Here is a 12,888-nt window from a genome sequence, read left to right as displayed (position 1 = left end):
TTGATATGATAGTACAAAGCAATCCAGAAATGAGGAAAACTGATGAGTAAAACAAAAAAACTTCTTGCGGCCTTGGGCATCCTTTTCTTTAATATTTTTGGTCTTATCGCCTTCTTCGTCTTGCTCATCAGAAGCAAGAAACGAAAATAAGAATCTGTCTGTATAATTGTCTCGTCCGATTAAGAAGGACTTGACTTTTTTTATTTGGTCTTTAAAATAGTTACCATAAAATCAAAAAGAGGTTTACTATTTATGAACAAGAACAAAGCTTTTCTTCTTGCCCTCCCAGCTATCGGAGCTGCTTTCCTAGCAGTCCTGTCCCAATTTACTATTTCCATCGGCCCCATTCCCATCACGCTACAGACTTTTGTTATCGGCTTAATTGCGACGATTTTCAAACCTCGCGAAGCGGTTTTGTCAGTCATTATTTATCTATTGCTGGGAGCTATTGGTCTGCCGGTCTTTGCTGGAGGAAGCGGTGGTTTTCAGGCTCTCTTTGGCCCTAGCGCCGGCTATCTCTGGTTCTTCTTACCCTTTTCGTTTGTGACATCCAGTCTGACTCATAAGGACAGTCCTTTCTATATGATTTTTATAGCCAATGTATTGGGTGCCGCTCTCGTCTTTGTCGGTGGTATCTTAGGGCTGCAGTTTTTTGGAGGACTTGATTTCTCTAAGTCAGTAGAGGTTGGCCTAACTCCTTTTATCCTGCCTGGATTGATAAAAATTATTGCCATCACCATTATCAGCATCCCTATTTTTAAGAGTCTGAAATTTCATCCCTACTTTTCAGAGAAATAAGAATCTGTCTGTATAATTGTCTCGTCCGATTAAGAAGGACTTGACTTTTTTTTATTTAGCTTTTAAAATAGTTACCATAAAATCAAAAAGAGGTTTACTATTTATGAACAAGAACAAAGCTTTTCTTCTTGCCCTCCCAGCTATCGGAGCTGCCTTCCTAGCTGTCCTATCCCAATTAACTATTTCCATTGGTCCCGTTCCCATCACGCTGCAGACTTTTGCTGTCGGTTTGATTGCAACGATTTTTAAACCACGCGAAGCGGTTCTGTCGGTCTTTATTTATCTGCTGCTGGGAGCTATTGGCCTACCAGTCTTTGCTGGAGGAAGCGGTGGTTTCCAGGCTCTCTTGGGCCCTAGCGCCGGCTATCTCTGGTTCTACTTACTCTTTGCCTTTGTGACATCCAGTCTGACCCATAAGGACAGTCCTTTCTATATGGTTTTTATAGCCAATGTATTGGGTGATGCTCTCGTCTTTGTCGGTGGTATCCTAGGACTGCATTTCTTGGGGGGACTCGATTTCTCTAAGTCAGTCGCGGTTGGCCTAACTCCTTTTATCCTGCCTGACTTATTAAAAATGGTTGCCATCACCATTATCAGCATCCCTATTTTTAAGAGTCTGAAATTCCATTCCTACTTTTCTGAGAAATAGAAAAAACTGATAGAGCTTTCTCTATCAGTTTTTAAATGCATCCACGAGAACTTGGAATTCTTCATTGGAAAGGGTAATCCCCTTGCCCATTTTGCTGTGGTCTGGGCTCCAAGTCCGAATATCATACTTAGCTGGTGCACCGTTAAAGCTAACTCGGTTGAGTTCCTTGGTCCATCCCTTATCATTTTCAGACAGAACCAGAAGTTTTTCTTCGATTTCGAATGTAAATTCAGCCATATTTCACCTCTTGTTTTATTTTCCAACTAATAATTCGTAAAAGAATTTACAATTTAGGGAATTTTGTTATATAATATATTGTAACAAGTTATGGAGATTTTAGCTATGAAAAAATATCTCGAAATGATTTTACAAAGAGCCAACGAATTTATCAGTGGCAAAAAGAATGAACAAGGACCAGAGGACAGCGGCCGCATTCTGCTTACCATCGAGCTAGCTCTGCGAAAACAAGCTGGTGTCCACGTTATCTTTCTGGATAAAAGCTTCACTGGCGATATTGTCAAATACGATCGCGAGCGCCTGCAGCTGATTATCAAAAATTTCAAGAAAAGTATGACCACTATTATCCGCGTGCAGGACATCAAGCGAATCAGCCTCGTACCCAATAATATCCGTGAAGCCCAAAAGAAAGACATTCGCATCACTAACCGTCGTTTCAAAAGATAACTCTTCTATCCAGCTGGATGGAAGAGTTATTTGTTTATCTGAAAATAAATCGATCGATGCTTCTTGCAGCCTGGATTAAAAGGATGAGTACAGATAGGACAAGCATCCTCACAGCCAAGATACTGGGAAATAGTCAGTTCTGTCCTGCAATGACCACAAAGAACAACTCGATCTTCTGATCGACTCACAGGATAGGCCAGAAAATCATGAGCTTCGTAGCGATTATGACAGAGAAAGCAAGGATAGTATTTCTGACAATTAAAGCATTTAAGAGCTATGATATCTCTCTCACTGTGATAATGCTGGCATCGAGTCTCCTCATCAAGAATATCTCCGTAAACCTGAATCATGCTATTTCCTCTCTGATAACCTCTATTCATAAAAATGGCTTTTAGATTAAAAAGCCATCTATGAATATAAGATTAAGCTCGGACGGTCACGCTAGTGCCATCTTCCTTATAAAGATTAATCAAGCCTTCCTTGCGAGCCCGCACCATATCGCCGGCCTCTACAGGCTGCTCCAAGTGAATGGTCAGAAGCTCCATCGGATTAGGAGCTCGATCAATTTTGTTACCATCAGCATCACGAAGGTCTGTAATAAAGGTTTCAAAATGACGGAAACCCGGTCCGTAAAATTCAACCTGATCGCCTTCATGGATAACATTTCGCTGACGAATAGTCGCTGTCTGACTGTCTGCGTCATAAGCTACTACTTCAGCTACAAATTTGTATTCTGGAATCTTGCGTCGCGCTCCGAACAGCTGCTCATTCTCAGTTGGAGTATGATAGTAGAATCCTGTGGCCAATTCACGTTGAGCAACCTTCCACATCTCATCGACCAAGTCCTGCTTGATAGCTTCGAACTTTTCAGGACTTTCCAGATAAGCGTTCACTGCTGCTTTATAGCAGTTAGTCACCGTAGAAACGTAATGAATCGACTTCATCCGTCCCTCAATCTTCAAGCTATCCACTCCATTTTCAATCATGTCTGGTATACGGTCAATCATGGACATATCAACTGCGGACATAGAAAATTCTTCTGGAACTTCCCCCTTCAAGCTCCTACGTTCTTGACCAAAGGGCATATCGTAGAGGTCATATTTCCAACGGCAGGATTGCGAGCAGCCTCCACGATTGGCATCGCGCATACTCATGTGATTGGATAACGTACAGCGTCCAGAGTAGGAAATGCACATCGCTCCATGGACAAAAGCTTCTATTTCAACGTCAGTCCGTCGGCGAATTTCAGCCAGCTCAGCCATAGAAACTTCGCGAGCTAGGACAACGCGTGTTAGTCCCAGATTCTTCCAAAACTCAAGTGTTTCATAGTTGGTCGCACTGGCCTGAGTCGATAGGTGGATTTCTAGACCAGGAGCCTCTGATGCTGCAATAGCAATCAAAGCAGGATCTGAAACAATGACAGCCGCAATCCCGATGTCTCGCAAACGGCGGAACCACTCACCAGCTCCCTCTTCATTGCCCTCGTGCATGACCATATTGGCGGCGACATAGACCTTGGCACCATAACTAGCCGCAAACTGAACCCCTTCTTCCATCTGTTCAAAGGTAAAGTTCCCAGCTCGACTGCGCAGACCATAGGCCTGTCCGCCAATAAAAACAGCATCTGCTCCATATCGAACAGCTACTTTTAGCTTTTCCAAAGTACCAGCAGGTGACAATACCTCTGGTCGTTTCAACTTTCTTGCCATCATTTTCTCCTATTTGCAATATAAAAGTGTTGATGTCTAATCCTTATTATTTTATAGTAATTTACCCCTAAAAGCAAGGTTCTTTGAATTATTTTCACAATTCTAATTTTCAGATTATTCGAATTAATTCAAATAATAGTTTGAAGCACTTATTTTTTACTCATGTTTTATAAATCTCATTTTTGTTTTTAAAAAAGAACTCCTAAAAAGAGTTCTCGTTTCTAATTTTATTTTACCATATCGGGGTCATAATCATAAAATCCGGTATCGAGAAAACGATTTTTCGGATGCAGTTTGTGAATCGCCTCATCCAGCACAAAGGCTTGATCTGAGCTAAACTTGCCTGCTTCAATCAAATCTCTCGCCTCTACAAAAATCTTAGCAATCTCGACAAAGTTGTGACCAGGTGTGTAGAGACCTTCCAACTTCCAGTGGCAGAAGCCATGGTCAACCAATTCTATCAGCTTGGTCATCAAATCCAAGTCATTATTGGCAAAAATATGAGTACCATGATTGTCCTCAAAAATCGAGTAATGGCTCTGCGGGTCACTTGGTTCTGCCAGAAAGAGGTCCCGTTCTCTCGTCTTCTCATCATCGATATGAGTAAAATTATAGTAATTCTGCAAAAGAGGACGCTTGGAGTGATGGATGACACTAGCCCCATAGACCAAGACTTCAGCAGGAATTTCCAGAATCTCTGGCATCTTAAAAAGCTCAGCAGAAGGAATCTCACGCGCCAAGACAGCTTCTGAAACTCCAGCGTTCTTTGCCCAAAAGTTAATCTGACGGCTGCTGGTAACCATGGTAGAGGCATCGTAAATAGTCTTTAATTTATAGCCATCTCGCTGCAGCACATAGAAAACACCAGCATCCCCAACGGTAATATAATCTGCCCCAATTTCCTGCAAGAAATCAAGATAGGGCTTGATATTATCCATCATTTCCTGATGCATGAGCGCATTCACCGCAACGGTCAACTCTTTTCCTGCTTGGTGAACCAAGTCAGAAATTCGAGTTAATTCGTCTAAACTAAAATTATGAGGCAACCGAAGGCCATAATTTTTCTCACCGACATAAATTCGATCGACATTTGCCTCTAATAGTTCCTCAACTTGTTCTATGCTTTCAGCTGTTGCTGTAATAATTATCTTTTTCATAAAACCATTATAGCAAAAAAATATAAAGGAGTGGTTTTTCATTCGAATTTATTCGTTTTGTAATCCTTTTGTAATATTTAAAACTGCAAAAAAATGGTAGAATTAGAGGGTACTGTAAGGAGAGAGAATTATGCACGTAAGAAAATACCAACAATATGATGACCCAACTGACTACTACTACCAAGAAATTGAATCTGAACAAACACCACTCTATCAAGAATACCTACCTGAAGCAGAAACATCACCAAGATTAAGTGAACTCTTTTTCTTCTTAAATATTGCTGTTTTCTGTGTCTTGACAGTTTTGTTTAGCTTTGTATTTTTGAGTTTAAAAATGAATACATTTATGTCCTTCACTTTGGCCATTGCTTCCAGCTTGATTAGCATCCAATCTTATCGCCTGTTCGCAAAGAAACGCCAAACTAGCAAATAAACCAACCTTGTGATTCTACGATTTTAAAATATAAGAAAAAACCGAAGATGCTTTCTATCCTCGGTTCTTTTTTTCGTTCTTGCAAACAAAGAAGACTAGCAATTTTGCTAATCTTCTTTATTTTATTTTTCTTCTTGATTATCAGTTTCAGCAGTCTTTTCTTCTTGACCTTCTGTCGCTTCTGCTCCGAAGTCAATGATGATTTCTTCTGAAGGTTCCTCTTCTTCCTCTTGGAAGATCACAGGCTCTTCCTCTGCAAAGTTACTTTCTTCTTTATCAAATTTTTCTTTGATTTCGTTAAACTTATCCTGCGAGTAGTCCACGACTGATTTTGTCGTTTCTTTGACAGATTCGATGACTGTTTCAGTTGTAATCTCGCCTTTCTCAACTTTTTCCTTGGTTTGTTGAATTGCGCTGACAGCTTGATTTGAAAAGTCTTTAGCAGACTGAACGACAGCTTCGTGAATATCATCAGGATTTTCTTGGTATTCCTTAACAAAGTCCCGAACCTTATCTGTCGTTTCCTTTCCTTTCTTACTGGTCAGAAAATAGGCAGCAGCTGCACCTGTAACGGCGCCCAATAACAGTGATGAAAATTTTCCCATAATAGACCTTCTTTCTTATTTTTTAAACAATTTTGAAGCAAAACGCAAAGCAGATAAACCAGCTGTTGTCTTGACAGATCCCTTGCCAACAGACACAGCTTTTTTACTCAGCGTGCGCGCCTGAACGTTTAAATCTGAAACAGACTCAGACAGGTCCGCTACAGCTGTAAACAAAGGATCAATAGTTGCGACTTTTTGATTGATGTCATCAGTTAAGACATTGACCTTGGCCAGCAAATCATTGGTTTGGTGAAGGGTCACGTTGACATCAGAAGTCAAGACCTTAATGGTATTTTCTGTTTCATCTAGCATCTTACCAGCTTTTTCGCCCAGATTTTTGACAGTAATCGTCAAGTAAATCACGAAGATAATGAGGGCAACCGCCAGTAAAGCATAAGCAATTTCAATTATCATATTTCTCTCCTTTCATTGCAGACATCTCTTACAAGAGTCAGCGGATCTATTATTTCTTATTCTTGATAATAAGGGGCTTGCTTTTTTCTTTGGTAAATGATGATGCCGATTCCGACAAAAATAAGAATCAGCGACAGCCATTGGGAAACACGCAGACCAGCAAACATGAGGCTGTCCGTCCGCATCCCCTCAATAATCATCCGACCAAAACCATACCAAATCAGATAGAAAGCAGCGATTTCTCCCTGCCTCAGCAACTTAGGCCGACGGCGGAGAACAATAATCAAGATAAAGCCAATTAGGTTCCATACAGATTCATAGAGGAAGGTTGGCTGTCTGTAGCTGCCTTCGATATACATATTTTCCCGAATAAAGCTAGGCAGATAGTTCAAACTCTTAACTGCCGCACCATAGGCCTCATGGTTGGCAAAATTTCCCCAGCGACCAATACTTTGAGCAATCATCACACTTGGTGCTGCGATATCTAGAAAATCAACCGGATGAATCAGCCTTCTCCGACAGAAAAAGTAGAGAACGATAGCACCAGCTATCAGCCCGCCGTAAATAGCAATACCTGCTATTCCACCATTCCAAAAATCAATGATTTTTATCAGATTCTTACCGTAATAATCCCATTCGAAGGCTACGTAATAAAGTCGGGCACCAACGATAGCTACGGGAAAAGCCACTAGGATAAAATCCAAAATGTCATCAGGAATAATCTTCCGACGCGGAGCCTCTTTCATGGCAAGATAAACGGCTAATACTAAGCCTGTGACAATACAGATGGCATACCAGCGAATACTGATAGGCCCTAGTTGGATAGCTACTGGATCAATCATGTTTCACCTCATTCCGGCTAATTAAATCGGTGAGGCGCTCTTCAAAGATCTTAGTAGCATCATAGCCCATTTGCTTAGCTCGATAGTTCATCGCTGCAGCCTCGATCACGACTGAGATATTGCGGCCAGTCTTTACAGGAATCCGAATACGTGGAATTCTGACACCGGCAACCTCCAACTCCTCTGTATCATTACCTAGACGGTCAAAAGTTTTTTGAGTGTCGTAATTCTCCAAATAAACAGCTATCTGAACTTGAGAAGAATCTTTGACAGCACTGGCTCCGTATAAGCTCATGACATCGATGATACCAACACCACGAATTTCCAATAGGTGGCGCAGAATTTCAGCTGGCTCTCCCCAAAGGGTCACTTCATCCTTGGCATAGATATCCACTCGGTCATCCGCAACCAAACGATGGCCACGCTTAACCAATTCAAGTCCTGTCTCACTTTTACCAATTCCACTGTCCCCTTGGATGAGAACTCCCATGCCATAGATATCCATCAGAACCCCATGAACACTGGTTCTCTCAGCTAGCCGAGAATCAAGATAACTGGAAATTTCTCCAGACAAGCGGCTAGTAGAGGCTTTGCTTCTAAGAATAGCAACCTGCTTCTCATCAGCCGCATCAATCATTTCTTTAGGAATCTCTAAATTTCGAGCAATGATAACCACTGGCGTCTCAGGCTGGAACATTTTCAGCAGTACTTGATGGCGATTATGAGAGCTCATCTTCATCAGATAAGACCACTCTTTCATCCCAATCAGCTGTATCCGCTCGGGTGTATAAAAATCAAAATATCCAGTCATTTCAAGTCCAGGCCGAGAAATATCTGAAGTTTTAATTTCTTTTTCCAGTAATACTTTATCACCGTACTCCTGAGACAGACGAGACATTTTTAAGAGGTCTTTGACCTTTACTGACATTGTCTTCTCCCTTCAAATTTGTCTGCTTCTATTATAGCAAATTTTTACCTCAAAAGAATCTTTAAGATTGATTTTAGAGCGAAAAAATATTTTGATTTAAATCAACTTTTTAGTAAAAATAGAAAAACAGCCATGGTCTTAGTCAAGCAGGCTGTTAAGAATCTTCTTTTGGTTATTAAAACAAGGATGGTTTTCTACAAAATCTGGGACCTCTTTCAGAGGCAACCAGACATGGGCATCTGTTTCGCCTTCCTGATAGCGGACTTGACTCTTATCGCCAGACACAACCACCTCATAGTAGTCGAAATGGCACTGATCATTGACAGAGCACACCTGCTCCAAAAGTCTGATGCTGTCAGGAACCAGGCCTGTTTCTTCTTCTAATTCACGTAAGGCGGCTGTCTGACTATCCTCTCCTGCCAGCACACTGCCTCCTGCTCCGAACTCATAGTAGCCAGGATAGAGGCTTTTATTGGCTGACCGCCGCATAAAGAGAATATCACCATCCTGATGGCGAACCAAGACATTGACGCAGAGATGAAACTGTCCTTCAGGAATTTGTTCGCCTCGAACCAGGAGATGAGGGAGTTGATTTCAATTTAAGTCATAGGCATTCCAAATTTCTGTCATATTTCCTCCTTGAATAAATGTTTAGGATTTCGTTGAATTTTCCAGGTTTAGTCTATTTCAGTTTGAGATATAGATCGCTTTTTATAGTTAGAAAGATTGATTGAATGAGCTATATAGTAGACGATTGTATTTGAAACTAGCATACCAAAAATATAAAATAGGCTAGTAGGCAAGGAGCTTATTATTATTTGGAAACCTCCAACAAAACCATAAATTACGAGACATAGAACTGGCAGAAATAAGATAGATACAAGTCCTACTATACGCTCTGAACTTTGCTCCGGGTATAATACTTTCAAGAAAAAGAATAAATTCCACAAGCCAAATGGAAAAGCTAGAATACCTATAAAGAAAACAAACAAGCCAGCATATCCTCCTGCTACCATGCCAGCAGCAAAAATAAGAACTATATGTAGAATTAAACTAATAATCAAATAGAGGAAAAATTTCCACAAATACACCGGTAAAGAAAATTGTTTCATAATACTGACTCACTAATCTTCAAAATGATCTGATAAATCAAGGGACTCAGCATTTTCCATTTGTTTAGCTATACGTAGCTGCTTACGTGCCTTTTTGATAGAATAGGCTAAGAAATAAAGGAAAGTATTGACTAGAAGACAAATGAATAATATTGGAATCATACTTTTCAAACTATTAAGCCAATTATTTAGGCCATCTTCATGAGAAATATTCAAAAAGAAAACAGAAACTGCAATAAAAAGCGGATGCATGAAAATAGATAGTAGCAAAACACTTTTTTTCAGAGATTGACTAATTGGCGGTGTAAATAGGAAGAAGAAAAAATTCAAAAAGCCATAACCAAAAATCATCATCCCTAGAAAAGACACTGTCAGACTAGTACCATAGTTAAACTTAAAGAGAAAAGCCAGAAGACCAAGTCCTCCAAAACTAACAATATATGACAGAATAATATAAAACAAGAACTTGAGTGCATACCATTTGATTGAAAATTTTTTCATAAAATCATTCTCTCCTCTTCATCTAGTAAAAAATCGGGAGTGCATCCCGAAATTTTCTATTTTATTAAGAATTACCAAAACCAGCCGTCTTTATCGTCTTCGATAGTTTCTGCTTCTTTTCGTTTGCGCGGGCCGGTTCCATACATTTCTTCTTCTATGTCTTCTTTATAGGGCATAACCATAGCCAGCAGGATATAGATGAGAATTCCCAAGCCGAAATTGACCACAGTAAAGATAATAAAGAGGAAGCGCACCAGACTCAGATCAAAATCAAATTTATCACACAGACCGGACAAGACACCGGAAATCAGTCGATTCTTTTTCAACTTATAGAATTTCACGTTCATGATAGAGACCTCAATGATCATATTTACTTTATTCTACCACATTTCACAGAAAAACAATCGGGCCAAAGGCTGATTATACCTTAGAAAATTCATTCTTTTGAAAAAAGAGAGTTCTTCAAGGAACTCTCTTGCTAATCTATCAAGCTTTCTCTGATAAACAGAGCTTGCCCATACAGCGTCCGCAACGGTATTTTTGAAGATTGACTCTGCGTCTGCGACGGATAAGTGCTCCGCAGCTCAGACATTCATAGATGAGAAGGGATTGCGAATCTGACAATGAGGGGGCGTAGCGCAGACCATCAACTAGCTTGAGCAGGTCTTTAAAATCTCGATCCCCATGGCGGTATCCTTTACCCTGATAATATAGGTGATAGTGAGCCAGCTCATGGCGAACAATTTTTCGAAAAGTCTCCAACCCAAAAGTTTCATAGATTTTTGGGTTAAAATCCAGATGTCCGTCTTTAGGAAAGAAGCGTCCCCCTGTAGTGCGGAGACGCTTGTTCCAATAAGCTTGGTGGCGGAATTCCCAGCCAAAATCCTCAGCTGAAACCCGCTTGACATAGTTAGTTAGATTCATTTGGTGCTATCAGAGAGAGGTTGACCTTCTCCCGCTCCACATCCAGTTTATCCACCCAGACTGTGACTAAATCGCCAACAGATAGGACCTGACTAGGATGCTTGATATAGTCAGTGCTCAGCTTGGAGATATGAATGAGACCGTCTTCGTGGATACCGATATCCACAAAGGCTCCGAAATCGACGACATTACGTACGACCCCTTCCAGCTTTTGACCGATACGCAGATCCTTGATATCCAAGACATCCTGCCGCAGAACTGGCGCATCAAAGGAATCACGCAAATCCCGACCAGGCTTGAGCAGATCAGCAATAATATCTTTGAGGGTTTCTTCTCCCAAGCCCAGCTCTGCAGCCAAACTAGCAACCCGAACAGCCTTTAATTTGGCTTGGGCCGCTTCATCCAAACTGCTGATTTCCAGACGCTTAAAGAGCTCCTCCACCGCCTTATAAGACTCTGGGTGAACGCCTGTATTGTCTAGCAGATTATCACTCTCGGGAATACGCAGGAAGCCGGCTGCCTGTTCAAAAGCTTTTGCACCCAGACGCGGCACTTTCTTGATGGCCTCGCGAGACCGAATCAAACCTTCTGTTTCCCGATACTTGACAATATTTTCTGAGATAGTTTTATTAAGACCAGCTACGTGGGCCAGCAGTGCAGGACTGGCGGTGTTGATATTAACTCCGACTTGGTTGACCACGGTATCAACGACAAAGCCCAGGCTTTCAGACAGCTTTTTCTGGCTGACATCATGCTGGTACTGGCCAACCCCGATAGACTTAGGATCTATCTTAACCAACTCTGCTAAAGGATCCTGCAGACGGCGGGCAATGGAAATAGCTGAGCGCTTTTCAATAGTCAAATCTGGAAATTCATGACGAGCTAGTTCACTAGCAGAGTAAACAGATGCTCCGCTTTCATTGACGATGACATAGCTGACAGTTGGATGGGATTTCAAAACTTCTGCTACAAAAGCTTCACTTTCTCGGCTGGCAGTTCCGTTTCCGATGGCAATGATTTCCACGCCAAACTGCTCAATCAGCTCCGATAACTCTTTCTTAGAAGCTTCAATCTGAGCTGGCTTTGCTGGCGCTACTGGATAAATAACATGAGTCGTCAGCATCTTACCTGTCGCATCAACAACAGCCAGCTTGGCTCCTGTCCGAAAGGCTGGGTCAAAGCCCAGTACTACGCGACCTTTGAGAGGAGCAATTAGGAGAAGATGACGGAGATTATCTGAAAAGAGCTGAATCGCTCCATCCTCAGCGGCCTCAGTCAGCTCGGTCCGAATACGGCGCTCCATGGCTGGAATGATTTTCTTTTTGACCGCTTGCTGAACAGCTTCAATAATATAGGCATTTTTCACCTTGAAACGTACTTCAAAGAAGCGCAAGATCTTCTCAAGATTGTGCTCAAAACCAACCTTGAGAATACCTTGCTTCTCACCACGGTTAAGGGCCAGTGTCCGGTAGCCTTGCATGGTCGCTACTTTTTCGGAAAAATCATAATAAATCTGGAAGACCTGCTTTTCATCCAAATCACCGTCTTTGAGACTGGATACGATAAAAGAATTGGTCTGCATCTCATGGTAGGTCCAAGCCCGCAGCTTAGTATCTTCGGAAATTGCTTCAGTCAGAATATCCACTGCTCCAGCAAGAGCAGCTTCTGCTGTCGGAAAGGCTTCACTAGTCAGTTTCTCAGCTTCTTCTTGCAAGTTAGCCGCATCCTGTAGGATGAGGCGGGCCAAAGGAAAGAGACCTGCTTCACGGGCAATAGTAGCCTTGGTACGGCGTTTCTCCTTATAAGGAAGATAAAGTTCTTCCACATCAGCCAGCTTTTCAGCAGCCTCAATCTCAGAGCGCAACGCATCCGTTAGTTTTCCCTGCTCCTCAATTTTAGCTAAGACCGTCGCTTTACGCTCTGCCAAAGCAGTCATGCTCTTATCTAAGTCGATGATCGCCTTAATCTCGACCTCATCCAGATTTCCTGTCATTTCCTTACGGTAACGAGCAATAAAAGGAATCGTATTCCCTTCAGCGGTCAAATCTAGGACCTGTGATACTTGGCTTTCTTTAAGGCCCAATTTCTGGGCAATTTTTTCAATATTTATATTTTCCATAACAATCCTATTA

The 12,888-nt window shown here is 41.5% G+C and carries 18 protein-coding genes; 4 read left to right on the top strand and 14 right to left on the bottom strand.

The features are described from left to right. The first annotated feature begins 252 nt into the window (after positions 1 to 252). Both DQM55_RS04300 and DQM55_RS04295 read left to right on the top strand, forming a co-directional pair. Entirely contained in the window at positions 253 to 798 is a 546-nt protein-coding gene (locus tag DQM55_RS04300; protein ID WP_032912859.1) for a biotin transporter BioY, read from the top strand. A gap of 103 nt (positions 799 to 901) precedes the next feature. Continuing rightward, positions 902 to 1,447 carry a biotin transporter BioY gene (locus DQM55_RS04295; protein ID WP_032912856.1) on the top strand — a complete coding sequence of 182 codons (546 nt, stop codon included), beginning with the start codon at positions 902 to 904 and terminating at the stop codon, positions 1,445 to 1,447. A gap of 24 nt (positions 1,448 to 1,471) precedes the next feature. Here DQM55_RS04295 and DQM55_RS04290 read toward each other — a convergent pair whose 3' ends face one another. Next, entirely contained in the window at positions 1,472 to 1,684 is a 213-nt protein-coding gene (locus DQM55_RS04290; RefSeq protein ID WP_002897227.1) for a YdbC family protein, read from the bottom strand. A gap of 90 nt (positions 1,685 to 1,774) precedes the next feature. On the opposite strand from DQM55_RS04290, the gene DQM55_RS04285 reads away from it, so the two are divergent. Then, positions 1,775 to 2,131 carry a hypothetical protein gene (locus DQM55_RS04285; RefSeq protein ID WP_002918707.1) on the top strand — a complete coding sequence of 119 codons (357 nt, stop codon included), beginning with the start codon at positions 1,775 to 1,777 and terminating at the stop codon, positions 2,129 to 2,131. 26 nt (positions 2,132 to 2,157) lie between these two features. Here the strand turns inward: DQM55_RS04285 and DQM55_RS04280 are convergent, their stop codons facing one another. From DQM55_RS04280 to DQM55_RS04270, 3 genes are all read right to left on the bottom strand, one after another. Further along, the gene (locus tag DQM55_RS04280; protein ID WP_172454713.1) at positions 2,158 to 2,481 is read right to left on the bottom strand and encodes a CHY zinc finger protein; all 324 of its coding nucleotides are present in this window, start codon (positions 2,479 to 2,481) and stop codon (positions 2,158 to 2,160) included. 72 nt (positions 2,482 to 2,553) lie between these two features. Next, the gene (locus DQM55_RS04275) at positions 2,554 to 3,840 is read right to left on the bottom strand and encodes a peptidase U32 family protein (protein WP_061589144.1); all 1,287 of its coding nucleotides are present in this window, start codon (positions 3,838 to 3,840) and stop codon (positions 2,554 to 2,556) included. A gap of 227 nt (positions 3,841 to 4,067) precedes the next feature. Next, complete coding sequence (locus DQM55_RS04270; protein ID WP_061589145.1) at positions 4,068 to 4,997, bottom strand: peptidase U32 family protein; 930 nt, start codon at positions 4,995 to 4,997, stop codon at positions 4,068 to 4,070. A 130-nt stretch (positions 4,998 to 5,127) separates the two neighbouring features. Here DQM55_RS04270 and DQM55_RS04265 point away from each other — a divergent pair, with 130 nt between their 5' ends. Then, the gene (locus DQM55_RS04265) at positions 5,128 to 5,430 is read left to right on the top strand and encodes a DUF3270 family protein (RefSeq protein ID WP_002894977.1); all 303 of its coding nucleotides are present in this window, start codon (positions 5,128 to 5,130) and stop codon (positions 5,428 to 5,430) included. 122 nt (positions 5,431 to 5,552) lie between these two features. Here the strand turns inward: DQM55_RS04265 and DQM55_RS04260 are convergent, their stop codons facing one another. The 10 genes from DQM55_RS04260 to DQM55_RS04215 all read right to left on the bottom strand — a co-directional run bounded on the left by DQM55_RS04260 (position 5,553) and on the right by DQM55_RS04215 (position 12,875). Next, positions 5,553 to 6,035 (bottom strand): YtxH domain-containing protein, encoded by a 483-nt coding sequence (locus DQM55_RS04260; protein WP_002906111.1) that lies wholly within the window; start codon positions 6,033 to 6,035, stop codon positions 5,553 to 5,555. A gap of 15 nt (positions 6,036 to 6,050) precedes the next feature. Then, entirely contained in the window at positions 6,051 to 6,449 is a 399-nt protein-coding gene (locus tag DQM55_RS04255; protein ID WP_002894975.1) for a DUF948 domain-containing protein, read from the bottom strand. 56 nt (positions 6,450 to 6,505) lie between these two features. After that, positions 6,506 to 7,291, bottom strand: coding sequence for a prolipoprotein diacylglyceryl transferase (gene lgt / locus DQM55_RS04250; RefSeq protein WP_002914774.1), 786 nt, complete (start codon positions 7,289 to 7,291; stop codon positions 6,506 to 6,508). Further along, positions 7,284 to 8,219 (bottom strand): HPr(Ser) kinase/phosphatase, encoded by a 936-nt coding sequence (gene hprK, locus DQM55_RS04245; RefSeq protein WP_002894971.1) that lies wholly within the window; start codon positions 8,217 to 8,219, stop codon positions 7,284 to 7,286. Before hprK ends, lgt begins: the two co-directional genes overlap by 8 nt. A 138-nt stretch (positions 8,220 to 8,357) precedes the next feature. Beyond that, positions 8,358 to 8,795 carry an NUDIX hydrolase gene (locus DQM55_RS04240; RefSeq protein WP_231909460.1) on the bottom strand — a complete coding sequence of 146 codons (438 nt, stop codon included), beginning with the start codon at positions 8,793 to 8,795 and terminating at the stop codon, positions 8,358 to 8,360. A 101-nt stretch (positions 8,796 to 8,896) separates the two neighbouring features. Then, on the bottom strand, positions 8,897 to 9,331 hold the full coding sequence (locus tag DQM55_RS04235; RefSeq protein WP_111675574.1) for a preprotein translocase: 435 nt from the start codon (positions 9,329 to 9,331) through the stop codon (positions 8,897 to 8,899). Positions 9,332 to 9,343: 12 nt separating this feature from the next. Then, a complete protein-coding gene (locus tag DQM55_RS04230) occupies positions 9,344 to 9,832 on the bottom strand; it encodes a histidine kinase (RefSeq protein WP_111675573.1) in 489 nt (162 codons plus the stop codon). A gap of 71 nt (positions 9,833 to 9,903) precedes the next feature. Beyond that, positions 9,904 to 10,179 (bottom strand): PspC domain-containing protein, encoded by a 276-nt coding sequence (locus DQM55_RS04225; RefSeq protein ID WP_317627992.1) that lies wholly within the window; start codon positions 10,177 to 10,179, stop codon positions 9,904 to 9,906. A 139-nt stretch (positions 10,180 to 10,318) separates the two neighbouring features. Beyond that, a complete protein-coding gene (locus DQM55_RS04220) occupies positions 10,319 to 10,756 on the bottom strand; it encodes a SprT family protein (protein ID WP_004192856.1) in 438 nt (145 codons plus the stop codon). Continuing rightward, on the bottom strand, positions 10,743 to 12,875 hold the full coding sequence (locus DQM55_RS04215) for a Tex family protein (protein WP_111675571.1): 2,133 nt from the start codon (positions 12,873 to 12,875) through the stop codon (positions 10,743 to 10,745). The genes DQM55_RS04220 and DQM55_RS04215 overlap by 14 nt, the downstream gene beginning before the upstream one ends. Positions 12,876 to 12,888: the final 13 nt, after the last annotated feature.

Source organism: Streptococcus sanguinis, assembly GCF_900475275.1.
Classification (GTDB): domain Bacteria; phylum Bacillota; class Bacilli; order Lactobacillales; family Streptococcaceae; genus Streptococcus; species Streptococcus sanguinis_N.
Note: the sequence above shows the minus strand (reverse complement) of the source record. Positions and strands in the feature narration are given on the sequence as shown.